The 23,340-nt window shown below is 63.3% G+C and carries 19 protein-coding genes, 2 tRNA genes and 3 pseudogenes; 11 read left to right on the forward strand and 13 right to left on the reverse strand.

The window, feature by feature from the left end:
- The first annotated feature begins 76 nt into the window (after nucleotides 1-76).
- The gene (locus HUN39_RS05355; RefSeq protein WP_175093456.1) at nucleotides 77-2,224 is read left to right on the forward strand and encodes a putative bifunctional diguanylate cyclase/phosphodiesterase; all 2,148 of its coding nucleotides are present in this window, start codon (nucleotides 77-79) and stop codon (nucleotides 2,222-2,224) included.
- Nucleotides 2,225-2,241: 17 nt separating this feature from the next.
- On the opposite strand, the gene HUN39_RS05360 is transcribed toward HUN39_RS05355, so the two are convergent.
- Nucleotides 2,242-2,934, reverse strand: a complete 693-nt coding sequence (locus HUN39_RS05360) for an enoyl-CoA hydratase-related protein (RefSeq protein ID WP_232365932.1) — start codon at nucleotides 2,932-2,934, stop codon at nucleotides 2,242-2,244.
- A 408-nt stretch (nucleotides 2,935-3,342) separates the two neighbouring features.
- Between HUN39_RS05360 and HUN39_RS05365 the strand changes: the two genes are divergently transcribed.
- A complete protein-coding gene (locus HUN39_RS05365; protein ID WP_175093458.1) occupies nucleotides 3,343-3,918 on the forward strand; it encodes a hypothetical protein in 576 nt (191 codons plus the stop codon).
- A gap of 7 nt (nucleotides 3,919-3,925) precedes the next feature.
- Here HUN39_RS05365 and HUN39_RS05370 read toward each other — a convergent pair whose 3' ends face one another.
- Genes HUN39_RS05370 through proS form a run of 3 tightly spaced genes read right to left on the reverse strand, consistent with a single transcriptional unit; the run spans nucleotide 3,926 to nucleotide 7,259 of the window.
- Complete coding sequence (locus tag HUN39_RS05370; RefSeq protein WP_175093459.1) at nucleotides 3,926-4,609, reverse strand: ABC transporter ATP-binding protein; 684 nt, start codon at nucleotides 4,607-4,609, stop codon at nucleotides 3,926-3,928.
- Nucleotides 4,610-4,614: 5 nt separating this feature from the next.
- Nucleotides 4,615-5,922: a lipoprotein-releasing ABC transporter permease subunit gene (locus tag HUN39_RS05375; RefSeq protein ID WP_175093460.1), complete on the reverse strand. Its 1,308-nt coding sequence runs from the start codon at nucleotides 5,920-5,922 to the stop codon at nucleotides 4,615-4,617.
- On the reverse strand, nucleotides 5,919-7,259 hold the full coding sequence (proS, locus tag HUN39_RS05380) for a proline--tRNA ligase (protein WP_175093461.1): 1,341 nt from the start codon (nucleotides 7,257-7,259) through the stop codon (nucleotides 5,919-5,921). The genes HUN39_RS05375 and proS overlap by 4 nt, the downstream gene beginning before the upstream one ends.
- Nucleotides 7,260-7,435: 176 nt before the next feature.
- On the opposite strand from proS, the gene HUN39_RS05385 reads away from it, so the two are divergent.
- The 4 genes and pseudogenes from HUN39_RS05385 to HUN39_RS05395 all read left to right on the forward strand — a co-directional run bounded on the left by HUN39_RS05385 (nucleotide 7,436) and on the right by HUN39_RS05395 (nucleotide 9,417).
- Nucleotides 7,436-7,795: a GNAT family N-acetyltransferase gene (locus HUN39_RS05385; RefSeq protein ID WP_408631389.1), complete on the forward strand. Its 360-nt coding sequence runs from the start codon at nucleotides 7,436-7,438 to the stop codon at nucleotides 7,793-7,795.
- Nucleotides 7,796-8,001: 206 nt separating this feature from the next.
- Nucleotides 8,002-8,103 (forward strand): annotated as a pseudogene (locus HUN39_RS19450) (DUF559 domain-containing protein); the annotation flags it as partial.
- Nucleotides 8,104-8,209: 106 nt separating this feature from the next.
- Nucleotides 8,210-8,314 (forward strand): annotated as a pseudogene (locus HUN39_RS19455) (hypothetical protein); the annotation flags it as partial.
- Between the two features lie 548 nt (nucleotides 8,315-8,862).
- Nucleotides 8,863-9,417: a nucleotidyltransferase family protein gene (locus tag HUN39_RS05395; protein ID WP_175093727.1), complete on the forward strand. Its 555-nt coding sequence runs from the start codon at nucleotides 8,863-8,865 to the stop codon at nucleotides 9,415-9,417.
- A gap of 181 nt (nucleotides 9,418-9,598) precedes the next feature.
- Here the strand turns inward: HUN39_RS05395 and HUN39_RS05400 are convergent, their stop codons facing one another.
- Nucleotides 9,599-11,464: an ABC-F family ATP-binding cassette domain-containing protein gene (locus HUN39_RS05400; protein ID WP_175093462.1), complete on the reverse strand. Its 1,866-nt coding sequence runs from the start codon at nucleotides 11,462-11,464 to the stop codon at nucleotides 9,599-9,601.
- Nucleotides 11,465-11,606: 142 nt separating this feature from the next.
- On the opposite strand from HUN39_RS05400, the gene HUN39_RS05405 reads away from it, so the two are divergent.
- Nucleotides 11,607-11,682, forward strand: a tRNA-Glu gene (locus HUN39_RS05405).
- An 84-nt stretch (nucleotides 11,683-11,766) separates the two neighbouring features.
- On the opposite strand, the gene HUN39_RS05410 is transcribed toward HUN39_RS05405, so the two are convergent.
- The 4 genes and pseudogenes from HUN39_RS05410 to HUN39_RS05420 all read right to left on the reverse strand — a co-directional run bounded on the left by HUN39_RS05410 (nucleotide 11,767) and on the right by HUN39_RS05420 (nucleotide 15,455).
- Complete coding sequence (locus HUN39_RS05410; RefSeq protein ID WP_175093463.1) at nucleotides 11,767-12,762, reverse strand: polysaccharide deacetylase family protein; 996 nt, start codon at nucleotides 12,760-12,762, stop codon at nucleotides 11,767-11,769.
- Nucleotides 12,759-13,658 carry a hypothetical protein gene (locus HUN39_RS05415; protein WP_232365933.1) on the reverse strand — a complete coding sequence of 300 codons (900 nt, stop codon included), beginning with the start codon at nucleotides 13,656-13,658 and terminating at the stop codon, nucleotides 12,759-12,761. The genes HUN39_RS05410 and HUN39_RS05415 overlap by 4 nt, the downstream gene beginning before the upstream one ends.
- Nucleotides 13,642-13,950 (reverse strand): annotated as a pseudogene (locus tag HUN39_RS19190) (xanthine dehydrogenase family protein molybdopterin-binding subunit); the annotation flags it as partial. The gene HUN39_RS05415 and the pseudogene HUN39_RS19190, both read right to left, overlap by 17 nt.
- Before the next feature lie 269 nt (nucleotides 13,951-14,219).
- Nucleotides 14,220-15,455 carry a M48 family metallopeptidase gene (locus tag HUN39_RS05420; RefSeq protein WP_175093464.1) on the reverse strand — a complete coding sequence of 412 codons (1,236 nt, stop codon included), beginning with the start codon at nucleotides 15,453-15,455 and terminating at the stop codon, nucleotides 14,220-14,222.
- Nucleotides 15,456-15,903: 448 nt separating this feature from the next.
- On the opposite strand from HUN39_RS05420, the gene HUN39_RS05425 reads away from it, so the two are divergent.
- From HUN39_RS05425 to HUN39_RS05435, 3 genes are all read left to right on the forward strand, one after another.
- A complete protein-coding gene (locus HUN39_RS05425) occupies nucleotides 15,904-16,305 on the forward strand; it encodes a DUF423 domain-containing protein (protein WP_175093465.1) in 402 nt (133 codons plus the stop codon).
- Between the two features lie 104 nt (nucleotides 16,306-16,409).
- Entirely contained in the window at nucleotides 16,410-16,775 is a 366-nt protein-coding gene (locus tag HUN39_RS05430) for a response regulator (RefSeq protein WP_232365934.1), read from the forward strand.
- A 181-nt stretch (nucleotides 16,776-16,956) separates the two neighbouring features.
- Nucleotides 16,957-18,783 (forward strand): AsmA family protein, encoded by a 1,827-nt coding sequence (locus tag HUN39_RS05435; protein ID WP_175093467.1) that lies wholly within the window; start codon nucleotides 16,957-16,959, stop codon nucleotides 18,781-18,783.
- 10 nt (nucleotides 18,784-18,793) lie between these two features.
- On the opposite strand, the gene HUN39_RS05440 is transcribed toward HUN39_RS05435, so the two are convergent.
- From HUN39_RS05440 to HUN39_RS05455, 4 genes are all read right to left on the reverse strand, one after another.
- Nucleotides 18,794-19,087 (reverse strand): hypothetical protein, encoded by a 294-nt coding sequence (locus HUN39_RS05440; protein WP_014892642.1) that lies wholly within the window; start codon nucleotides 19,085-19,087, stop codon nucleotides 18,794-18,796.
- 96 nt (nucleotides 19,088-19,183) lie between these two features.
- Nucleotides 19,184-19,387 carry a hypothetical protein gene (locus HUN39_RS05445; protein WP_014892641.1) on the reverse strand — a complete coding sequence of 68 codons (204 nt, stop codon included), beginning with the start codon at nucleotides 19,385-19,387 and terminating at the stop codon, nucleotides 19,184-19,186.
- A gap of 160 nt (nucleotides 19,388-19,547) precedes the next feature.
- A tRNA-Cys gene (locus HUN39_RS05450) sits at nucleotides 19,548-19,618 on the reverse strand.
- Between the two features lie 80 nt (nucleotides 19,619-19,698).
- Entirely contained in the window at nucleotides 19,699-20,184 is a 486-nt protein-coding gene (locus HUN39_RS05455) for a cupin domain-containing protein (RefSeq protein WP_175093468.1), read from the reverse strand.
- A gap of 109 nt (nucleotides 20,185-20,293) precedes the next feature.
- Between HUN39_RS05455 and topA the strand changes: the two genes are divergently transcribed.
- The gene (gene topA, locus HUN39_RS05460) at nucleotides 20,294-23,212 is read left to right on the forward strand and encodes a type I DNA topoisomerase (protein WP_175093469.1); all 2,919 of its coding nucleotides are present in this window, start codon (nucleotides 20,294-20,296) and stop codon (nucleotides 23,210-23,212) included.
- Nucleotides 23,213-23,340 lie beyond the last annotated feature (128 nt).

Consider the following 23,340-nt stretch of genomic DNA (forward strand, 5'->3'; position numbering starts at 1 on the left):
ACTGAGCGCTCACGATCCCGTGGACTGAGCGCTCATGATCGTCTGGAATCAGTGCTCACGATCGCGTGGATTACGCATGGGCGAGCGAGTCTATCTCTACTTCGTGGCGCTGATCGCCGTTCTCGGCGCCTTTCGTCTTTACGTTTTCTTGGCGCATGCGAGCGCGCCCGTCTCGCTTCGACGACGCGATTCGCGGGAATGGGAGAGGCTCTACGCGATCGGCGCGGTCGGCTTCATGACGGCGGTCGGCGCTTCCGTCGCCATCTTGTTCTACAACCATTACAACGACGTTCTCGGCATTTACAGCATCGTGATTATGATGAGCGGCCTGAGCGGACTTGCGGGTCGCAACGCCGGCCGTCCCTGGATCGTTCTTGCGCAATCGCTCGGCCTCGCGCTTCCCCTTGCGATCGCCGCGATGATGCATGAAGAACGGCGCTACCTCGGCCTCGCGCTGATTGTCGTGCTGCTGATCGTCTCCATTCATTCAACGACGAAATTTCTGCACAGCAATTTGGAGTCGGCGCTGCGCAACGGCTTGGACGCCACCCGCCAGCGGCAGAAATTCAGCCTCGCGCTGAACTCGATGACGCATGGCCTGTGCATGGGCGACGCCGACCTCTCCGTCACGGTCGTCAATCGGCGCGTCATCGATTTCTTCGGCATCGTGGCGGCGGCGACGCCGATCCGGCTCGAAGCGCTGGCGCATGCGATCGGCAAGAGCGTCGGCATGTCGTCGCAGGAAGGCAAAATCTTTTTTGAGCGATGGAGGCGGCACGTCACAATGCCGCGCGCCAACATCTTCACGCACAAGCTCGGCGAACGCTTTTTTGAATTTCACTGCGAACGCGCCGAAGCGGGATCCTTCATTACCGTCATCGAGGACGTGACGATACAAAAGCGCGCGCTCCGCGAGATCGAGCGCATCGCGCATTTCGATGATCTGACCAATCTGCCGAACCGCTATCAGTTTCAGGAGACGCTTGAGGAGGAAATGGTTCAGCTCAGGCAACGCGGGTTTCACGCCGCGCTGCTCAACATTGATCTCGATCGGTTCAAAGAGGTCAATGACACGCTGGGCCATTCCATCGGCGATCAGCTGCTGTCTGCGGTCGGAGCGCGTCTTGCCGCCTGCGTGCCGCGTCCGCATGTGGTGGCGAGGCTCGGCGGCGACGAGTTCTGCGTGCTGCTGCGCGCCGGCGAACGCCTGCCTGACGTGGATGAACTCGCCGCCAATATACTCACCGAGATGCACCGCACCTTCATCGTCGAAAACCACGTCATCAACATCGGCGCGAGCATCGGCATGGCCGCCGCGCCAAAAGACTCGGAGACCTCCGGCGGCCTGCTCAAATGCAGCGATCTCGCGCTTTACCGGTCGAAAACGAAAGGGCGCGGCAAAGCGATCTGGTATTCCCAGGAGATGCAGGACGCGCTGACCCGAAAGCGCGCAATCGACACCGAATTGCGTCATGCGTTCCTGGCGAATGAATTGATCGTCTACTACCAGCCGGTCGTCGATTCCCGCACCGCGACGATCGTTTCCCTGGAGGCGCTGCTGCGATGGCGCCACCCGACCCGAGGAATGATCTCGCCAAGCGAATTCATTCCTATCGCCGAAGAAACCGGCATGATCATCGAACTCGGCGCCTGGGCGCTGCGGCAGGCGTGCAATGACGCGAAATCGTGGCCCTCGAACGTCCGTGTCGCCGTCAATATCGCGCCAAGGCAATTCCAACAGAAGGATCTCGCCGAAATGGTCGCGGCGACGCTCCGCGAATCTGGATTGGAGCCCGATCGTTTGGAGCTCGAAATCACCGAAACGACGCTCATGGTGTCAGATGACGTCGAAAGCAAATTGCGCGAGATCGAAGCGCTCGGCGTCCGTCTCTCACTCGACGATTTCGGAACCGGCTACAGCAGCCTCGGCTATCTCAATCGTTTCCCTGTCAAGAAGGTCAAGATTGATCGCGCCTTCGCGCGGCAGGCGATCGAGTCGCCCAAAACGCAGGCGATCATCTCGGCGATCTCTGCGCTCGCACAGGATCTATCCATCGATCTCGTCGCCGAAGGCGTCGAAACTGACGCTCAACTCGCCTTCATGGCGAGCAAGAATATTTTTCTCATTCAGGGCTTCCTCTACACGCGACCGCGGCCAATCGAGGAGCTGAGACCGCTCCTCGAGTATTGGCGGGACGCGCCGCGCCTCGTCAGCGCGGCGTGAGATTTCGCGAGCAGGCCTCAGTTGCGCTCGAGCGCCACCAGGCTACGCCGATCAACCCCAGGTTGCACCATACGTTGCGCGCGAAATATCGCGTGCGACGCGTTATAGCGCCGGCCGAACCGGGCCAAGTAACGCTCTATCGCCGCGGCGCCAGGCTGCGGTTCGACGACGTCTCTGACGATCAGCAGTTCGTGCGCGTCTTCCGCAGTGAGCGCCGTATTGCTGTCCATCAGACGCTCGGCCTTCACGAAGCCCAATGTCCGACCGACTGCGGCGTAAAGCCCCAAGAGGTCGGAGGGATCTCCCGAGAAGGAGAATTGCGCGTCCCTTTCGGCGACGATGCCGGAGCAATGCATAGCGAAGTCGAAATCGGAGCCGGTCATGAGGCCGCGCGCCCAGGCGAGCGTGATCACCGGTGTATCGACGATCAGCTCGGAATTTTCGGCGGCCATCTCTCCAAAACCCTCCGCCGGCCTTGGCGCCTCTCGCACGCCATGCGCGAAATCGTAGACGATGTAGCGGAGCTCGTTCAGCTCGCCTCGGTCGATCGCCGATAATATGTCTGTAATTGTACGGATCGTGGGCGCGTCAAAACCCGGACGAGTCTTGCGCAATACTAGAGTCTGGTGGTCTTTCAACCAAATGGTCGAAAGACAGCCGCCGGTGACAGAAAGTTCAGCTTGGTCACGCAGATAAGGAAAGTTCAACATGTTTCCCGCCATAGTTTGTGAAGGCTCGATTAAGTTAAATGAAAATTTAACTTCGCCAACCCTGGCGCTGATGATTGCCCCGAAATTGCGCCGAAGTTACGCCAAGTGCATGACATTTAAGCAACTTCTCTAACACGCGAACCTTACGAAAAAATCATCGTCAGGCGACGGGATTGTACAATAAGCGGGCCGCGCAGACTTTTTCGAGCGCGTGTGGCCCTTGGTCGCGGGACAAGTGGGCGCAGCTGATTTATATTAACTAGAGCGCCGCTGGAGGTTCCGGAATCTCGCCCGTCGCAGCTCGCCTTCGCTCAAAGGGTGTGCGAAAACTGGCGCGTCGGAACCGGACTGCGCGCCAATAAGAGACTGCTCATCGCAGAGCGGCCAGTTCAGAAGGGAGAAAACCAGATGATCATGCGATTTTTCGCCGCCATGCTGTTCGCGGCGGCCGGCTGGATCACGCAAGCGCACGCGCATGGCGACGTCGGCGTTAACCAGGGCCAATGCCTGATGAAACTCGGCCCGGATACGATGACATTCACGGGGTATCAGCCGCAAAAGTCGCGTGAGCAGTTCTGCGACGATATTCCAGACGCCGGGCCCACCATTATCACCCTGGATGCGCAGCAGGACGAACTGCGTGACATGAATCTCGAGATGCGCGTCGTCCGTGACGTCGGCCAGAAGGACGACTCCGAAAATCTCGAGGCGAATACAGAGTATTACTCTCCCCCCAAGAAGTATAAGTCCGGCACGCTCACCTTCGAGCACGTCTTTCCGCAGGAAGGCAAGTTCATCGGACTGGTGAAGGCGAGAAGCGACGATGGCGCGAAAGAATATGTCGCGCGCTTCCCCTTCTCCGTCGGCTTGACCCAAACCAGGGAAATCACGATCGCCGTGTTCTTCGGGGCCCTGGCGCTAGTCGGCTTCGGCCTCTGGTACAGGCACCAGTTCATGGGCAAGAAGCCCACAACGAAGGCTTAAAACGGCTTCAGCTTAAGAGCTCCACTCGACCGTCGCGTAAGGTTACGCGGCGGTCCATTTGTTTCGCGAGCTCCATATTGTGAGTCGCGATGAGCGCCGCCAGTCCGGTGCTGCGGGCGAGCGCCAACAACGTCCCGAAAACATGCTCCGCGGTGCGCGGATCGAGATTGCCGGTCGGTTCATCGGCAAGCAGAAGATGCGGCGCGTTCGCGACGGCGCGGGCGATGGCGACGCGCTGCTGTTCGCCGCCGGAAAGCTCCGACGGCCGGTGCGACGCGCGCGGTCCCAGCCGCAAATAGTCGAGCAGCTGTTGCGCCCGCAGGCGCGCTTCGTTCCCGCTCAGGCCATTGATCATCTGCGGCAGCGCCACGTTCTCGAGCGCCGAGAACTCCGGCAGCAGATGATGGAACTGATAGATGAAGCCGACGGTGGCGCGCCGCAGCCGCGTGCGCTCGGCGTCGGACATGCGCGACGTCGGCGCATTTGCAATCAGCACTTCGCCGCCGTCCTGGCGCTCCAAGAGTCCGGCGATATGGAGGAGCGTCGACTTGCCGGCGCCAGACGGCGCCAGCAGCGCGACCGTCTCGCCCGGGTAGATGGACAGATTGACGTCCATCAGAATGTCGAGCCGCGCCTCGCCCTCGCGATAGTGGCGCGCGATGCTGCGGAGTTCGAGAACGGCCTCGCTCATCGCGACTACTCGTGCCGCAGCGCTTCGATCGGATCGAGCGATGCGGCTTTCCAGGCTGGATAGATCGAGGCGAGAACGGCGAGCGTGAGCGTCATGACCACAATCGCCGTCACCTCGCGCGGGTCGACGATCGCCGGCAGCCGCGAGAGAAAATAGAACTCCGCGGGGAAGAGATTGGCGTCGAACAGCTTATTGACCCCGACGCGGATAGTGTCGAGATTTTTCGCCAGCGCCAGACCTAGCGCAAAGCCGGCCAGCGTGCCGACGACGCCGATCGAAGCTCCGATGATCAGGAACACGCGCAGGACCGCGCCCCGCGTCGCGCCCATCGTGCGCAGTATGGCGATGTCCTGCGTCTTGTCCTTCACCAGCATCGTCAACCCGGAGATGATGTTGAAGGCCGCGACCACGACGATCAAAGCGAGAATGATGAAAAGGATGTTCTTCTCGACCTGCAGCGTGTCGAAGAACGTTTTGTTGCGCTGGCGCCAGTCGGTGACGATCAGCGGCCGGTCGATGGACTTTTCGACGTTGATGCGAAAATCGTCCATCTTCTCGGGATCAGCGACGAAAGCTTCGACGACCGTCGCCTCATTCTCCCTGTTGAAGAAGAGCTGCGCCTCGGTGAGCGGCATATAGACGAAGACGCTATCGAATTCGGACATGCCGATCGAGAAGATCGCAACGACTTTGTAGGCTTTGATGCGCGGGGCCACCCCGAAGGGCGTCTGCACCCCCTTGGCGATGAGCAGGCTGACCGGGTCGCCGACGCCGACGCCGAGCGTCTCCGCCAGCCGCTGTCCGATGGCGACGCCGCCGGCCTTATCGAATCCGGCAAGCGCGCCGCTCTTGACGTTGCCCGCCACGCCGGGGAGCCGCGTCAGGTCCTTCTCGCGCACGCCGCGCACAAGCACGCCCGATTGGCCGAACTGAGTCGATATGCCGGCCGCGCCCTCGACCATGGGAATTGCAAGCTGGACGCCGGGCAGCTTCGCCGTCTTCGCGGAGACCCGATCCCAGTCGGTGAACGGCGTCTCCACCGCCTGCAAAAAAGCGTGGCCGTTGATGCCGATGATCTTGTCCATCAGCTCGCGATGGAATCCGTTCATCACCGAAGTGACGACGATGAGCGTCGCGACGCCCAGCATGATGCCGAGGAACGAAAAGCCGGCGATGACCGAGACGAAGCCGTCGGCGCGACGGGCGCGCAGATAGCGCAGCGCCACCATCCGCTCAAAGGCCGAAAAGGCGCCGGCGCCTCTTGCCGGTTGCGCCGCGCCGGCGCCTCTTGCCGGTTGCGCCGCTTCGGTCATGCCTGAGCCTGTCTCATTGCGGCGACGATGCGGGTGACGGCGTCCTGAGGCGCGAGAAGCTCCCGCTCTCCGGTGCTGCGCTGCTTCACCTCCACCCTGCCCTCAGCCAGGCCCTTTGGCCCGACCAGAACCTGCCAGGGCAGGCCGATGAGATCGAGGGTCGCGAATTTCGCGCCGGGGCGTTCGTCGCGATCGTCATGCAGCACGTCCAGTCCCGCGTTCTCGAGCTGCGCCACGAGATCGGCGCAGACCTTGCCCGTCGCCGGGTCTCCGACTTTCAGATCGGCGACCCCGACATGGAACGGCGCGACGGATTCTGGCCAGATCACGCCGTTGTCGTCATGTCCCGCCTCAATAATGGCGGCGGCGAGGCGCGACGGCCCGATGCCGTAGGAACCCATTTGCACGACGACCTCCTTGCCGTCCGGTCCGTTGACGACGGCCCTCATCGGCTCGGAATATTTGGTTCCGAAGTAGAAAATATGGCCGACCTCGATGCCGCGCGCCGCGACCCGGGCGTCCTCGGGAACGGCGTCGAAGGCGGCGGCGTCATGCATCTCGCTCGTCGCCGCATAGCGGCTGGTCCATTTGTCGACCACCGCCTGCAACGCCGCCGCATCGTCGAAGTCGATCGAAGGGGGCGGCGGCGCGAAGGATAGAAAATCTTTGTGGCAAAAGACTTCGCTCTCGCCGGTCGACGCGAGAATGATGAACTCATGGCTGTTGCCGCCGATCGGGCCCGACTCCGCCGCCATTGGAATGGCGGTCAGGCCCAGGCGCGCGAAGGTGCGCAGATAGGCGACGAACATCTTGTTGTAGGAATGCTGGCCGGCCTCGGCCGTGAGATCGAAGGAATAGGCGTCCTTCATCAAGAATTCGCGCGAGCGCATCACGCCGAAACGCGGCCGCACCTCGTCGCGGAACTTCCACTGGATATGAAAGAGATTGAGCGGCAGATCCTTGTATGAGCGCACATAGGCTCGAAAGATCTCGGTGATCATCTCCTCGTTGGTCGGGCCGTAAAGCATCTCGCGGTCATGGCGGTCGGCGATGCGGAGCATTTCCTTGCCATAGGCGTCATAGCGGCCCGACTCGCGCCACAGATCGGCGGACTGAATGGTCGGCATCAGACATTCGATGGCGCCGGCGCGGGTCTGCTCCTCGCGGATGATGGCGTTGATCTTGTTCAAGACCCGCAATCCGAGCGGCAGCCAGGCGTAAATGCCGGCCGACTCCTGTCGGATCATGCCCGCCCGCAGCATCAGCCGGTGCGAGACGATCTCGGCCTCTTTCGGGGTCTCGCGCAAAATGGGCAGGAAATAGCGGGAAAGGCGCATGTCGAATCCGGTTGGGCGAATCGGGGAGCGGCGAGCATAGCCTGTCCGCCGCCCGAGCAAACGGCGCGGGCGAGGCTGTTGAACCCCGGCGCGGCCGAAAACGCAAGCGGCAGGCGCCCTTCTCTTCCGGGCGGCGCGCGCCCATTTCGGGAGCATGAACTCTTGAGGAGGCCGACATGGGCAAGGCTGTGGGCAAGGCTGTGGGCGAGGCTATGGGCGAGGCTATGGGCGAGGCTAAAGGAGAGCCTGCGACCAGACATCCCTGGGGAAGCGTCCGCGACAATCCCGAGTTCAGTCGCTTCGAACTCGACATCGATGGAGAGACGGCGCTCGCCTATTACCGCATCGACAATGACGTGATGGTCTTCACCTCAACGCAGACGCCGCCAAAGCTGCGCGGTCAGGGCGTCGCCTCCGAACTCATCCGCAACGCGCTGCAATTCGCGCGGACTCGCGGCCTGAAGGTCCAGGGCGAGTGCGCCTTCGTCGCGGATTACTTGCGGCGCCATCCCGAGTTTGCGGACTTGGCACATTGACCTAGCGCCCGCGCTTGTGAGCAAATTACCATTCCTGTTCGATGACAAATATCCTCCCCGAGCCCCATGATTATTGATTTCGGGGTTCTCCCTTCTCCCGCTTGCGGGAGAAGGTGGCCCGGCGAAGCCGGGTCGGATGAGGGCGGATTATGCGTGATGATACGCCAATAGAACGGTTCCGACAGGCCCGCGCGCTTCGCCGCGTCATGACAACCTCCGAAGAATTGCTTTGGCGGCATCTTCGCGGACGCGGCCTCGGTGGAGAAAAATTTCGCCGACAGGTTCCGATCGGACCTTTCATTGCGGACTTCGCTTGTCTCGAAAGGCGTTTGATCGTCGAACTCGACGGCCGACCGCACGAAGCGCCCGAAAGGCAAGCGCGACCGCCATCGCGACGAATTTCTCGCGGCCCATGGGTGGCGCGTGCTGAGATTGACGAACGAACGCGTCATCTGCGGCGCGGCGTTGCTGGATATCATGGCGGCGCTGCGGCCACCGCCCTCATCCGACCCTCGCTAACGCGAGGGCCACCTTCTCCCGCAAGCGGGAGAAGGGATGGCGCGGCGAGATTTCGGCCTTAGACCGTGACGGACCGCAACTTCAACGAAGCGACGCGATGCAGCATCTCCGGCGGAAACATATTGGTGGTCGTTCCGACCTCCGCCGCTCGTTCAATTTCATGATGCCGCTGGCGGACCTTCAGGCCTAGTGGCGCAATCCGCAGGAGGGGCGGGCCTTGCGTCGCAGCGTGAGGAATTGGCGCGTGCGCTGGCCGCCGCCGAGGAACAGTGGCTGGAATTCGCCGCTGAGGCGGAAGCGCTGTGAAAGAGCTCTACGCGAAGTCAGCCCCCTGCTCGGCTCGCGTAGCGGCCTGAGCACTGCAGAAGAGCCGATGGCAAACGTCGCAGCCAAGCTCGCGGAGCTGGTTACCCTGCAGCTTCATTGCCGGGGTGGGGCTGTTACAGAATTCAAGATTTTTGAACCACCCGAATGATCGCCGCTTCGGGCTTTAGACGACGCCGAACCGGGCGTTCCCCTGTGCGCTCTGGGATGCTAAGTTCGTGATTATGGTAGTAGTCGATGTTGCTTCCATACTTCGCTCTGATCCGCTGCGTTGGCGGCTTCTGGAAGTAGTTCGCGGCCTTGATTTGCCCGATAGCTGGATAGGTGCTGGCTTCGTCAGAAACGTCATCTGGGATCATTTACATCAACGCCCCGCGTCTGCGCTGACCGGCGATGTTGACGTCATCTGGTTTGATCCTGAACGAGCCGACCCTACCGAAGACCGGGTTTATGAGGCGGCGTTGTGCGATGCAGAACCATCAGTCTCGTGGTCAGTGAAGAACCAAGCGCGGATGCATACCCGCAACGGCGATGATCCCTACGCTTCCGCAGTTGACGCCATGCGCTACTGGCCAGAGACGGCGACGGCAATCGCCGCTCGTCGGCACGGACTTAGTGGCTGCGAAATAGCCGCTCCGTTTGGCATGGATGATCTGCTCAACCTTGTTCTGCGACCAACACCAAGGTTCTCTGATGAGAAGCGCAGCGTCTACGAGGAACGTGTGAGGACGAAAGGCTGGGCCGTCACTTGGCCTCGGCTACGAGAAGTCGAGACATAGCTTCGCTTCTCCACTGGAGCCGGGCAGTGCATATCTCAAGACAACATTCGCTGACCCCTTGTTTTTCGCTCGCTTGCGGCGTGCACAAGTTTGTTGCGAAAGTTGAGCGCTTCCCTACTCCTCCCCGCCCGCTCCACCGACGACAGGCGCAAGAATTCGGCGACGCGACGGCCAAGAGCCCCTAAGCTTGAACCTCGGCGGCGAGTTCCAGCCACTGTTCCTCAGCGGCGGCGAGCGCCTGCGCCAATTCCTCGCGCTGTGATGCCAGCCGCGCCGCTTCCTGCGGATTGCGCGCGAAGGCGTCGGGCGCGGCGAGCGCCTCGTCGACGCGGGCGATCAGCTGCGTGAATTTCTCGACGCGTTCCTCGGCGGCGGCGAGCTTGCGCCGCGCCTGCCCGGCGTCGCGACGCCTTGGCGCCTGCTGCTTTGCCGCCTCTTGCTTCGCCGCCTCCTGAGCCGGCGCGCGCCTTGGCTCATCGTCGCGCGATTTCGAGAGCACCTGCCGCGCATAGTCGTCCATGTCGCCGTCAAACGCGCGCACGGTTCCGTCGTCGACCAGCCACAGGCGATCGGCGCAGGCCTCGAGCAGATAGCGGTCATGCGAGACCAGAACGACGGCGCCCTCGTAATCGTTGATCGCCTCAATCAGCGCGGCGCGGCTGTCGATGTCGAGATGGTTCGTCGGCTCGTCGAGGATGAGGAGATGCGGCGCGTTGAAGGTGGCGACGCCGAGCAGCAGCCGCGCCTTTTCGCCTCCCGAAAGCTTGGCGATGAGGGTTTCGGCGCGCGCGCCGGAAAATCCGGTCTGCGCCGCGCGACCGCGAATACGCGCCTCGGGGGCGCCCGGCATCAGCCGCGCGAAGACGGCGTAAGGCGTCTCGTCCTCATTCAGATCGTCGACCTGATGCTGCGCGAAAAATCCCGCCTCGAGCTTTGGCGCGCGCACCATCTCGCCGGCGCAGGCCGAAAGCCGCCCGCCGAGCAATTTGGCGAAGGTCGACTTGCCATTGCCATTGGCGCCGAGCAGGCCGATGCGATCGTCGTTGGAAATCGACAGCGTAAGCCGCGACAGCACGATTCGATCGCCATAGCCGACCGCCGCTTTCTCCAGCGCGATGATCGGCGGCGACAGCGGCTTCTCGGGCGAGGGCAGATGAATCGGCAGGACCGAATCGTCGACGATCGCCGCGATGGGCTGCATTTTGGCGAGGAGTTTCAGGCGCGACTGCGCCTGGCGCGCCTTCGTCGCCTTGGAGCGGAAGCGGTCGACGAAGGCCTGCAGATGCTTGCGCTGCTCTTCCTGCTTCTTGGCGCCCTTGACGGCGAGGAGCTGCGCCTCGCGCCGCTGTTTTTCGAAGGAGGAGTAGTCGCCCTTATAGAGCGTCAGCTTTCCCCGCTCGAGATGCAGAATATGAGTGGCGACGTCGTCGAGCAGATCGCGGTCGTGGCTGATGACGATCACGCTCGCCGGATAGCGCGACAGGTAATCGACCAGCCACAGCGTGCCTTCGAGATCGAGATAATTGGTCGGCTCGTCGAGGAGCAGCAGGTCGGGCTGCGCGAACAGCACCGCCGCCAGGGCGACGCGCATGCGCCAGCCGCCGGAGAATTCCGACAGCGGCCGGCGCTGCGCCGCGGCGTCGAAGCCCAGCCCGTGCAGGATGGCGGCGGCGCGGGCGGGCGCCGAATGGGCGTCGATGTCGGCGAGCCGCGTCTGAATGTCGGCGATGTCGTGCGGATCATGCGCGGCCTCGGCCCGCGCCAGCAGGTCGGCGCGCTCAAGGTCCGCCGCCAGCACGAAGTCGATCAGCGCCGTCGGACCGCCCGGCGCCTCCTGCTCGACGCGCCCGAGCCTTGTGCGGGCGGGGATCGAGATCGCGCCGCTTTCGGGGGCGATTTCGCCGCTGATCAGCCGGAACAGCGTGGTCTTGCCGGTGCCGTTACGGCCGACAAAGCCCGCGCGGGAGCGTCCCGGGAGGAACACCCCGGCGTGGTCGAACAGCAGCCGGCCGCCAAGCCGGTAGACGAGATCGTTGATCGTGAGCATTGCTGCGATGCTTTAGGGCCTCGCCCGAAGGGGTGCAAACGCGAGGCCATGCGCGGCGATCTGGCGCCGCCGGACGGCCTTGTCTTGCGCCGCCCGCGCCTCTATACACGCCCTCGCGCCGCCGCAATGCGGCCGCGCAGCCGCGCCCATCGTCTAGAGGCCTAGGACGTCGCCCTTTCACGGCGAAAACAGGGGTTCGATTCCCCTTGGGCGCGCCAAACGGCGTATCGGCCTGTTCCAGGCGATTGGTCGGGATCACGCGAGAGAATGCGCGTGAAGGCCGTCGATTCCACGGCCCTCGCTCATCTCAGGCCAGCCGCCTTCAAAATGGCGTCGGCGTCCGCCAGCCATACAGCGTCGTCGGCCTTGAGGCGCAAAAGAACGCGCCGCAGCGCGAAGGCTCCGTCAGGCGTGCCGACGACAAAGGGATGAATTCCGATGACCCCAGTCGTGGCGCCTCGCGCGGGGTTGGCGCGAGCCTCAATGACCAGTTCCGATACATAGTCTAACCAGAGCGTCTCGATCTCTCTGGTCGTTTTCATCCGCGCCAGATATTGCCCCATGTCGACAGTTACGGCCGGATAGGGCAGCAGGATGAGCGGGCCTTCCGGCGTCTTCAAACGTGAGATGACATCCGAATCCATCTGGTCGAGCGTGTAGGCGACGCCTTCGGCGGCCATCGCCCGCATCGTGTCGCGATTGGCGTAGACGCTCGGACTCGACCAGCCCGTCGGCCTGACGCCGTCCGCTTCGGCGATGAGATCCAATGTGCGGCGAATGTAGGCCTTCTGCGCAGCAATCCCACTCCGGAGCGACAACATGCGGCTTGTGTTTTTCATGCCGTGCGCGATGATCGGCGCATTCGGCAGCATCGAACGGAACTCCTTCCAGACCGATGGGCGCCTGCCGAAAAACTCCGCATTCACCACGATGGTGAGCGGCACATTCAGTTCTTGAAATAGCCGGCCGACGCGGACAACGCCCCAGTCGATCGCATATTGACGGAACGCCTCGTTCACGAGGTCAGGCTTTCGCGACGCAAGATCTGGACGGAAGATCGGACCTTTGCCGAAGCCGAACTCCTCCACGAAGAACGCAAAGCTGACTGCGACCTTTTTGCCGCCAGGCCAGGCGGCGGTGTGAATCGCTTCGCGCTCGAAACCCGTGACGCGATCAATGCGATCTTGCGCGCCGCTCTCGAGGGGAAGCAGAGCGGCAAAAAGGAGCGCAACTCCTGCGACAAAACGAGGTTCAGGAGCCTTTCGAGCCGTGATCGCGGCTACAGGATTCGAATTCACGGAAGATCGCTCAAGCTCTTAGCGCCGGGCCCCGGCGTGATCAGCGTCGGCCATTGACGCGAGCCGAACGGCGCTTGCGGCGGCAGGACCACATTCATCTTGCGCTTCGCGTCTTCCTCGATGATCGCTTGCCGCGCGTCTCCGCCGATCAATTCGAAATCCATGAGGTGGTAGTTGCCGAAGAATGCGGCGCCCACCGAGCGGTCGGCGATGATGCGCGTCAGCGAGTCCAGCATATCGTCGGGCGTCGTGGTGAAGGATATCGTCTCGATCAGCATCAAGCGATCATTGATGGCCTCGGGGCCGAAGAACTGCGCGAGCACGCTAAACAGGACGTTGTTCTGGCGGGCGACATAGATCGTATTGCTGGCCGCATAGGTTTTGTCCCAGTCGGCGCCAAACGTCTCTTTCCATCCGCCGATGACATCCATCCAATGGGCGACCTGGGTTTGCGCCGCCCAAGCAATATTTTTCTTCAGCAGCGGCGACTGCGTCTTGGCGAATTTTTGCAGGCCTTCCGCTGAGATCGCGTTGTTCTTCAGGCACTCGTCCATGAACGCGATATTGTTTCGCAGAATGCTTCGATTGTTTGTTCGCCAGTCTTTTTGCATTCCGCTCGCGTCAAGCGTGTCGAGCGCGGATTGCATGCGGCTCCTATACGCCGCCAACGCGCCGCGCCATGTCGTGTCCTTGGGACTGTTCAGATACGGAACGACGACTTCGGCCAACGCCATGGTGCTGTGGCCAACCGATTTCAGCAACTGATAGACGATCGGCGCCATGCCGGGGCGATAAAGGATAAATCGCCCGCCGGCGCCGGAAAACAGTCCCAGAATAATTGGATGCTTGGCGAGGATGTTTTTCTTGAAGATCTGCGCGCATGGCGTGCGCGGCATGCGTCGGCCATCCCGGGAGATCCGCGGCGCGGAAATCGGACGCGTACAGCTTCGCCCCTGTGACTTTGGCGACTCCATCAATCCGACCTGCGCCCGTGGCGGCCGGATTCCAGCGTTGTCTTCCGGGCAGCGTCTCGCGTGCGGCGAAACCGGGTTCATTCGCTAGGGCGAGACGCGACAGGCTGAGCGCAATGCCGCTCGCGGTGACAAATTTGGCGAACTCGCGTCGAGAAGCTTTCACGCTCCGACCTCTTGGTTCCACCTCGGCGACCGCCATCGGCGATGCTTTCATTCGCACGGGCATAGACCGCCGGCAAGCTCGACGCTCCGGGCCTTGGTCTTTACAAGCGCAGATCCGCCGGAGACCAACCGACCAAATTGACGATGCACCGCCGTAAGCGCTTTGCGCGATTGGCTTCTCACCAACCGCATCGCAACGCCATCGCGTTTAGCCGCCCGACAAGTCGGTCGTCGTTCACTGCGACGGCGTTATCGCAGTCGTCGATCACAGCGAAGGGATCGCCGCCGTGACGAAGTCGCGGCCAACGGGCGTCGCGCTCGCTACGCCGTCGCGCGCAATTGCGCGACCCGCACCGGCACGGGCGGATGCGAGAAATAGAAAGTGGCGTAGAGCGGGTCGGGCGTCAGCGTTGCGAGATTGTCGCGCGTCAGCCGGGTCAGGGCCGAGATCATCGGCTCCTTGCCGACGATATCGCGGGCGAAGGCGTCCGCTTCGAACTCCGCCCGGCGCGACCGCCACGCCAGCAAGGGCGACAGGACATGCGAGATCGGCTCTCGCGCAAGCAGCAGCGCGACGAGCACCACGCCGGGGTCGTTCGGCAGGCCGAACCAGCCGGCGAAGACATCCGAGCCGAAGGCCCACCACAGCACAGCGAAACCGACGAAGGCGATCGCGGCCGCCAGCGCCAGCATCTGCCGCACATGGCCGAATTTAAAGTGGCCAAGTTCATGAGCAAGAATCGATTCGATCTCGTCGGGCGAATGTTTCTCGAGCAGCGTGTCGAAAAAGACGATGCGCTTGGCCTTGCCGAAGCCGCTGAAATAAGCGTTGCCATGCGTGGAGCGCGTTGAGGCGTCCATCACAAAAAGGCCTTTCGACTCGAAGCCGCATCTGGCGAGCAGCGCCTCCATGCGCCGCTTCATGGCGCCGTCTTCAAGCGGCGAAAATTTATTAAACAGCGGCGCGATGACGGTCGGATAGATCACTGTCATCGCAATCGCGATGGCGATGAAGACGACATAGGCGATAAGCCACCATGTGTCGGGGGCGGCGCCCAGAAGCCAGAACATGCCGAAGAGCAAGGGCGTCGAAATGGCGAGTTCCAGCGCGCCGGACTTTGCTTGGTCGACGAGAAACTTTTGCGGCGTCAGTCGGTTGAATCCAAACTTTTCTTCGAGCCAGAAGGCGCGCGCTGCGGCGAAGGGCATGTCGATCAAACTGCCGATCACGCCGAAGACGAGAACGAAAAGAACGCTGCGAACGAGGCCAGGTTCGACGAAGGCGGCGATCGCCGCATAAAGCGGCGCGAGCCCCAGCGCTAGCCACGCGATAGAAATCACGGCGTCGAAAATCGTTTCGGCGACGGAAAATTCTGTTTTTGCGATCGTATATTCGGCGGCGCGGCGATGATCGTCGAGCGTGACTTCGTGCGCGAAATCCGCCGGCACCTGATCGCGATGGGCGTTTACCGTCGCCGTCTGCCGCATGCGCAGATACAAGCCAAGGCCGGCCGAGGCGGCGATCGCCAGACAAATCACGACGCCCATTGCGCTCATTCTTCTCTCCCGCAAACTTTCATGCGGCAATATAGGAAAGCGCGGCCTGCTTTGCGAGAGCGCCGCCTTATGTCGCCGCCGAGTTGGGCCGCTGTGCGCGCGCGCCGTCGATAACGCGCATCTCACGTTTCATGCAGACGAGGCCTTCTCCTGACCGGTTGTATGGACGAAAGCCTGGACACAGTTGATGTCGTCGGCGCTTCGGCTTGACCACGACGTCGGCGCGCTGTTTGAAAGCGCGATCTCGACCCGCGGCGGGTGCGCGACTTCGATCTCGGCGCGGAGACGCGCGCGACAAGCGAACCCATCTGCGATGCGACGAACGCGTCGAACCGCCATGAAGAACGCTGGTCGAGTCTGCTCGATGTCTATAATTTGGCGATGACGCCTGCGACTCTCCTTAAGGCTGAGAGCGCCATCCAGCGGAGCCGCGAAACGGAGTTTGCCTTTGAGACTGTCGTTCGCCATCGCGACTATCGCCGCTCTTCAAGGAGCGGCCGGCGTGTCTCTCGCCGCCGCCGCGGCCCATGCCGACGCGAGTCCTTTTCTCGCGACCGCAAGCCAATTTCTCATGATCCACGCCGCCGCCGGCGTCGGCCTCGCGGCGCTTATACGCACGACGCCGCGGCCAAAGGCGAATTGGCTCGCGGCTATCGCGCTGGCGCTCCAGGCGGGGGTCACGCTGTTCGCGGGCGACCTTGCCGCCCGGGTCTTTTTATCGGGGAAGTTGTTTCCTCTCGCCGCGCCGATCGGCGGCGGGCTTACGATCTTGAGCTGGTGCGCTCTCGCCGTCTGGGCGGCGTTCGCCATGTTCGCAGCAAATTCACTGCAAAAGCCGCCCGCAAGCTAGACAACTGCGGCATTCCGCCCCACCATTTACCCATGTCGGTTTCAAGCTCCGGCCTTTCGTCCTCGGCCGCTCCGAGAGATGACTCCCAGCGCACGAGCGATCCTTTGCTCGGGCGACGGCTGCTGATTGTCGAAGACGATCCCTATATCGCGCTGGCGCTGGAAGAGACCCTGGCCGAATTCGGCTTAGTTATCGCGGGGATGGCGCGCAGCGTCGACGAAGCGGTGCGGCTATCCCGCGAGGACGGAGTCGATTTGGCCTTGCTCGACGTCAATATCGGCCACGAGAAGATTGATCCGGTCGCCGACGCGCTCGCCGCCCGCGGCTGCCCCTTCATTTTCACGACGGGGTGCGGGCGCGCAGGACTGCCCGAGGCGCATCTTGAGCACGCCATGGTCGAAAAACCGTTCTACGTCGAGGAAATCCTGACCGCGCTCCGCAGCGAACTGTCGCGCGCCGAAGAGCGCTAGGCCCAGCCTTTTCGTCACTATCTTTCGCCACTATATCGCCGCCCTTGGCCGCGACAAGCGACGTCTCAAGACTCGCTTCAGGAGCACGCGGCTGCAGCCCTCCGCCATAACCGACAAGCCCTCCGAATCGCTGAGAGCGCGCCGCCCTTCAGGCGCTGCGCTTCGGCTGTTGGCGACGGCCTTGGCGGCGGGGGCAGCCCTGGCGGCGATCGCCGCCGTTGTTGCGCCGTGGCTGTTCTCGCCCGGCGCTCTCATGGACGCCGTCGCCGATCAGCTCCAAGGCTCTTCGGGGCTTTATGTCGCCGCGCGCGGCCGAACGAGCTTCTCGCTCTTTCCGCGTCCAAGCATCGCGGTCGAGGGCGTCGCCTTCGCCGACCGCAATGGCGCGCTGCTCATCGAGTCGAGCGAGCTGCGCGGCGACGTCGACGTTCTGCCGCTGATCGCGGGGCGCCTCAGAGTCGCGTCGGTGAAGCTCGTACGGCCGCGCGCCCACATCGATCTTGACAGAAAGCCGGCCGGCGCGCCCGGCGCAGCCGCCCGAGCGGCCGCCGCAAAGCCGGCAACGCTCGAAGCCGCGGCGGCCGATAATGTGCGGTTTGGGGTGGTGTCGATCGTCGACGGCGACGCACGAATCACCTACCGCAACCGCGTCTATGCGCTGGAGCGAATCAACGCGAATTTTGAATGGCGCCGCATCGGCGAGGCGGCGGCCCTGACCGGCGCGTTCGATTTCAACGGCGAACGGCTCGAGGCGATCTTATGGGTCGCGCGTCCGGGAGCGTTGTTGCGCGGAGAACCCTCCGTTGTGACGACCCGGCTTGACGGCAAGAGCCTTCGGGCTGAAGCGCAAGGCGTGGGACAACTTGGAGCCAACGCCCGCTTTGAGGGGCGCGCAGCGGCCAGCGCGCCTTCGGCGCAACAGGCGCTGCAGCTCTTCGGCGTCGCCGCGCCCCTGCCCGGCCCCTTCAATGACGCGCAATTCTCCGCGCAAGCGACGCTCGCGCCCGGAGAGGCGCACTTCAAGGGCGCACGTCTCTTTGTCGACGGAAACGAGTTTCGCGGCGATATCGACCTGCAGAAAGAGGACGGCCGCCCAACGCTGACGGCGGCGCTCCAAAGCGAATTCCTCTCACTGCGGCCGTTTCTCGCCGACGCGCCGCCGCTTGTCGCCGCGAACGGACAGTGGAGTGATCAGCCGTTCAATCTCCCGGACCTCTCCGGCGCGGACGTTGATCTGCATCTCGCCGTCGGCCACGCCAGGCTTGGCCGGCTCAAGGTCGAAGACGCCGCCATCGAAGTCAGTTTGCGCGACGGCGCCGCGGAGTTCGCGATAACGCAGGCGCACGCCTATCGCGGCGGACTCAAGTTTCGGGCCTCGATCGCGCCTGGGCCCGATGGGCTGGCGCTGCGGGCCGATGCGCAAACTACGGCGGTCGAAGCAGGCCCGCTGCTCTGGGACGCTTATGGAAAACCTGTTCTGGCGGGAGCGCTTAACGCGACTCTCGCGGTCGACGGCACGGGCGATCGGATGGCCACGCTGATGCAGAGCCTGAACGGCCGCGCCAGCGTCGCTCTCGTCGACGGCGAGATATCCGGCGTCGATCTCGAGAAAGCGCTTCGCCGATTGGAGACGCGGCCTCTATCGAGCGCCGTCGACATCCGCTCGGGCCGCTCGACGCTCGACGCCGCGAGCGCCACCGTAAAGATAGAGAACGGCGTCGCCGACATCGCCGAGGGCGTCGCGCGAGGACCCGGCTTTACGCTTGCCTTCGGCGGCTCGGCGCGCCTTCCGGAGCGCAGTCTCGCGGTCAGAGCCGTTGCGCGCAAAGCCGACAGCGCCGGTCTGACCGCCGAGTCGGCGCCAAGCATCGCCCTCGACCTCGCCGGCCCCTGGGACGAATTGGCGTTGGGGCTGGACGCGCAAGCCTTCATCCGCCGCTCCGACGCGGCCGCTCCGCTGCTGCCGCGACTGGATCCGCCGCCGCAGGACGGACCGGCGGCGCAATGACGCGAGAAGGTTAAACGTCCTCCAACTGCGTTTCGTGCAGCAGCCTTGTCAGTTCGTCAGGGATATCGAGATAACGGAAGCGACGAAGCTCAAAACCAACCTCGACGACGCCCCAGGGCGGCGCATAGGTTCGCCAGGGCGAAACTTCCCCAAGAATGACGACGTGACCGCCATCGATGCCGCGAGCGATCCGCGCGACCGTGTAAATGGCGCCACGGGCCAAGCCCTCGCAACGACCATAGGGGCCCGCAGTCGCATCTACGCAAACCACCTCGGCGCCGGGAGGCGTTTCAGGACTAATCATCTGGCGACCTCGTTCTGCGGCGCGATGAACGCGCGCTCCTAAATTAATTATGGAGCGCGCGTCGGCCGACGAAAGAGCCGACGCGCCGCATAGCGGTCACCAGATTTTCAGAAAGCCGAAAATGCCTCTCTTCAGCTTCTTGCGGTCAAGCGCGCTGAGTTCGTCATAGACGCGGCGCGCCGACGCCCGCAGTTCCAGGAGCCTGTCATCCGAGACGTCGAAATCAAGAACGGCGGATTTCAACTCGCGGCGCGCCTGGTCCAGCCGCGCCTGCGCATCCGCAATCAACGCATTCAGCATTATTACCCTCTTCGATGTGAAGTCGCCCCAACTATACCGCAACTGCGAAGAAAACGAACCCAGGTGCAGCGCGTGTCGGCCGCGCGGTCCGCTCCATCTGCGCTATCGCTAAGCGCGCGCCTTCAAATTGACGGCGCCAATTTCTCGCGTGAGAAAGGCGAGGCCTCGGAGGGAATCGAACCCCCGTACAAGGATTTGCAGTCCTCTGCGTAGCCACTCCGCCACGAGGCCTTAGCACGGCGTGCGCCGCGTGGGCTCGCTCATACAGGAGGGCGTCATGGCGAGCAAGCCAAGTCGCGCGATTACGCGCGTCAATAGGGGCGGCCGTCCTTATGCGTCATGACCCAGTGGCCGTCCGGGCCGAGCGCCGCGGCGAGGTCGTCGTCGGGATAGCTCGCCGCGTCGCCAGCCGACCGGTCGCCAATTTCCAGATAGGCGACGTCGCGATCGGTTCTGTTGACGAGGCAGTGGGCCGGCCCTCGCGCCGGAAATCCCGCGCACATGCCAGCGCGCAGGAGGATCTCTTCATCGTCGCGCAGCAGCGTCGGCTCTCCATCGAGGATAAAGACGAATTCGTCCTGCCGGCTGTGGCGATGCTTCAGCGCGGACTGCGCGCCGGGGGCGAGCGTCGTGAGATTGACGCCAAAATTGGTCAGGCCAAAAAAGTCGCCAAGCGACCGCTTCTCGCGCCCACGAACCCGCGCCGCGAACGGGTCAGGGTAGCTCGAGCGCTTGGCTCGAGGGGCGACATCCGCCGCCACGACTGCGGCCGACAGGGACCTAATCGGCGTTTCCATGGCGCAGCTTTCCTTCAGGCCCCTGGGCTAGCCAATTTGACAGGGGGCGCCCATTTTGACCATCTTCCGCCGCTCGCCAAGCCGGCGCGCCTCCTGGAATGATCACGAAATGAATGTCGTAATCGTCGAATCAGCGGCCAAAGCGCAGACGATCAACAAATATTTAGGCAAGAATTTCAATGTGTTGGCCTGCTACGGCCATGTTCGCGATCTTCCCGCCAAGGACGGATCGGTCGATCCCGACCAGGATTTTCTCATGGTCTGGGAAATGGACGCCAAGGGCGCAAAGCGCGTCGCCGCCATCGCCGAGGCGGTGAAGGGCGCCGACAAAGTCATCCTCGCGACCGACCCCGACCGTGAGGGAGAGGCCATCTCCTGGCACTTGCTCGACATTTTGAACAAGAAGCGCGTGCTCAAGGACAAGAAAATCGAGCGCGTCGTCTTCAATGCGGTCACCAAGGCCGCGATCCAAGAGGCGATGGCGCATCCGCGCGAGATCGATCAGGCGCTGGTCGACGCCTATCTCGCGCGCCGCGCGCTCGACTATCTCGTGGGCTTCACCCTGTCGCCGGTGCTGTGGCGCAAACTCCCCGGCGCCCGTTCGGCCGGCCGCGTGCAGTCCGTCGCGCTTCGCCTCGTCTGCGACCGCGAACTCGAAATCGAGAAATTCGTCGCACGCGAATATTGGTCGCTCGTTGCTCATCTGAAGACCAAGGCGGGCGAACCCTTCACGGCGCGACTGGTCGGCGCCGACGGCAAGAAGATTTCGCGGCTCGACATTGGCGCGGGCCAGGAAGCCGAGGACTTCAGGAAGGCGCTGGAGACCGCCGCCTTCGTCGTGCGCTCGGTCGAGGCGAAACCCGTCAAGCGCCACCCTTACGCGCCCTTCACGACCTCCACCTTGCAGCAGGAGGCGTCGCGAAAGCTCGGGCTCGCGCCGGCGATCACCATGCGCATCGCCCAGCGGCTCTATGAAGGCGTCGACATTGGCGGCGAGACGGCGGGTCTCATTACTTATATGCGTACCGACGGCGTCGACATGGCGCCCGAGGCGGTCGCCAGCGTGCGCGGCGTCATCGGCCGGGAATACGGCGACCGTTTCGTTCCCAAGGTTCCGCGTAAATATACGACGAAGGCCAAGAACGCGCAGGAAGCCCATGAGGCGATCCGCCCGACCGACCCCACGCGACTGCCCAAGGAAGTGGCCAAATATCTCGAACCCGAGCAGGCCAAGCTCTATGAGCTGATCTGGACGCGCACCATCGCCAGCCAGATGGAGTCGGCCGAGATGGAGCGAACCACCGTCGACATTGACGCCAAAGCCGGAGCCCGCGCGTTGGAGCTGCGCGCGACGGGTCAGGTCATTCGCTTCCCAGGCTTTCTTGAACTCTATCAGGAAGGCCGCGACGACGGCGAGGACGACGACGGCGGTCGCCTGCCGGCGATGGCGCAGGGCGAGCCGTGCACGCGCGAAAAAATCGACGCCACCCAGCATTTCACCGAGCCGCCGCCGCGCTTCACAGAAGCGACGCTCGTCAAGCGCATGGAGGAGCTCGGCATCGGGCGCCCCTCGACCTACGCCTCGACGCTCGCCGTGCTGCGCGACCGCGACTATGTGCGGATCGACAAGAAGCGCCTGGTGCCCGAGGACAAGGGACGCCTCGTCGTCGCCTTCCTCGAAAGCTTCTTCTCGCGCTACGTCGAATTCGACTTCACCGCCGACCTCGAAGAAAAGCTCGACCTCGTCTCCAATAATGAGATCGACTGGAAGCAGGTGCTGCGGGACTTCTGGAAAGATTTCTCGGCGGCCGTCGACGGCACCAAGGATCTACGCGTCAGCGAGGTGCTCGACAGCCTCAACGAGCTGCTGGGTCCCCACGTCTTCCCGCCGAAGGAGGACGGAAGCGATCCTCGGCTCTGCCCCGCCTGCAATAGCGGTCAGCTCTCGCTGAAAGTCGGCAAATTCGGCGCCTTCGTCGGCTGCTCCAACTATCCCGAATGCCGCTACACGCGCACGCTATCGCCGCCGACGGGCGACGCCGCCGACGCGGCGAGGCCGGGCGTGAAGGTCCTAGGCGTCAATCCCGAAACCGGCGCGGAAGTCACGCTGCGGGATGGCCGCTTCGGCGCCTATGTGCAGGAAGGCGAGCAGGAAGAAGGCGGCGAAAAGCCCAAACGCGCTTCGCTCCCCAAGAGCATCAGGCCTGACGATCTGACGCTGATGCAGGCCATCGCCCTGCTCGCGCTGCCGCGTGAAGTCGCGAAACATCCGACGAGCGGCGATCCGATCGTCGCCGGCATCGGGCGCTTCGGGCCCTATGTCCAGCATGGCAAGACCTACGCCAATATCGGCCGCGACGACGACGTGCTGAGCATCGGCGCCAACCGCGCCATCGATCTCATCGTGCAAAAGGAATCGGGCGGCTCCCGCTTCTCGCGCGGGTCCTCGGAGCCGGCGCGCGTGCTGGGCGATCACCCTCAGGGCGGATCGGTGACCGTCAAGGCCGGCCGTTTCGGTCCTTATGTGAACTGGGGCAAGGTCAACGCCACGATCCCGCGCGCCGTCGATCAGGCGTCGCTGACGCTCGAACAGGCGCTCGAGCTTCTCGCCGAGAAGGCTGCTGGCGGCGGCGCGACGGGCGGCGGGGGACGCTTGCTGGGCGAGCATCCCGAGGGCGGCAAGGTCACGGTGCGCCCGGGCCGCTTCGGCGCTTACGTCAATTGGGGCAAGATCAACGCGACGCTGTCCAAGGGCGCTTCGGCCGAGGACGTGACTCTGGAAGAGGCCCTGCAATTGATCGAAGCCAAGGGCGGCGCGCCGAAGAAATCGGCGAAAAAAGCGCCGGCCAAAAAGGCGTCGGCAAGGAAAGCGGCGCCGAAAACCAGGAAGACGATCGAAGAGAGCGACGCGACGCCCTTCGAGGATTCGCGACCGGTAGGACAGGCGGCGAAGGCGTCCGCGAAGAAGGCGGCGCCGAAAAAGCCGGCTGCAAAAAAGCCCGCGGCGAAGAAGGCCGCAGCGAAGTAGGATTGGCGCGGCGTTTCGATTTCGGCGCCGGCATCCTATATGTTTGACAAGGAATCCGGTCGAACTGACGGATGTCATTCCCGACGCGCGCTTGCGCGCGCGATCGGGAATCCAGAGTGACGACGATA

It is taken from the genome of Methylocystis silviterrae (assembly GCF_013350005.1).
GTDB lineage: Bacteria > Pseudomonadota > Alphaproteobacteria > Rhizobiales > Beijerinckiaceae > Methylocystis > Methylocystis silviterrae.

What these genes read in the sequence shown, in the direction of transcription:
- HUN39_RS05355 (WP_175093456.1), top strand. Translation starts at nt 77, where the DNA reads ATGGGCGAGCGAGTCTATCTCTACTTCGTGGCGCTGATCGCCGTTCTC.
- HUN39_RS05360 (WP_232365932.1), bottom strand. Translation starts at nt 2,934, where the DNA reads ATGTTGAACTTTCCTTATCTGCGTGACCAAGCTGAACTTTCTGTCACC.
- HUN39_RS05365 (WP_175093458.1), top strand. Translation starts at nt 3,343, where the DNA reads ATGATCATGCGATTTTTCGCCGCCATGCTGTTCGCGGCGGCCGGCTGG.
- HUN39_RS05370 (WP_175093459.1), bottom strand. Translation starts at nt 4,609, where the DNA reads ATGAGCGAGGCCGTTCTCGAACTCCGCAGCATCGCGCGCCACTATCGC.
- HUN39_RS05375 (WP_175093460.1), bottom strand. Translation starts at nt 5,922, where the DNA reads ATGACCGAAGCGGCGCAACCGGCAAGAGGCGCCGGCGCGGCGCAACCG.
- proS (WP_175093461.1), bottom strand. Translation starts at nt 7,259, where the DNA reads ATGCGCCTTTCCCGCTATTTCCTGCCCATTTTGCGCGAGACCCCGAAA.
- HUN39_RS05385 (WP_408631389.1), top strand. Translation starts at nt 7,436, where the DNA reads ATGGGCAAGGCTGTGGGCAAGGCTGTGGGCGAGGCTATGGGCGAGGCT.
- HUN39_RS05395 (WP_175093727.1), top strand. Translation starts at nt 8,863, where the DNA reads ATGGTAGTAGTCGATGTTGCTTCCATACTTCGCTCTGATCCGCTGCGT.
- HUN39_RS05400 (WP_175093462.1), bottom strand. Translation starts at nt 11,464, where the DNA reads ATGCTCACGATCAACGATCTCGTCTACCGGCTTGGCGGCCGGCTGCTG.
- HUN39_RS05415 (WP_232365933.1), bottom strand. Translation starts at nt 13,658, where the DNA reads ATGCCGCGCACGCCATGCGCGCAGATCTTCAAGAAAAACATCCTCGCC.
- HUN39_RS05420 (WP_175093464.1), bottom strand. Translation starts at nt 15,455, where the DNA reads ATGAGCGCAATGGGCGTCGTGATTTGTCTGGCGATCGCCGCCTCGGCC.
- HUN39_RS05440 (WP_014892642.1), bottom strand. Translation starts at nt 19,087, where the DNA reads ATGATTAGTCCTGAAACGCCTCCCGGCGCCGAGGTGGTTTGCGTAGAT.
- HUN39_RS05445 (WP_014892641.1), bottom strand. Translation starts at nt 19,387, where the DNA reads ATGCTGAATGCGTTGATTGCGGATGCGCAGGCGCGGCTGGACCAGGCG.
- HUN39_RS05455 (WP_175093468.1), bottom strand. Translation starts at nt 20,184, where the DNA reads ATGGAAACGCCGATTAGGTCCCTGTCGGCCGCAGTCGTGGCGGCGGAT.
- topA (WP_175093469.1), top strand. Translation starts at nt 20,294, where the DNA reads ATGAATGTCGTAATCGTCGAATCAGCGGCCAAAGCGCAGACGATCAAC.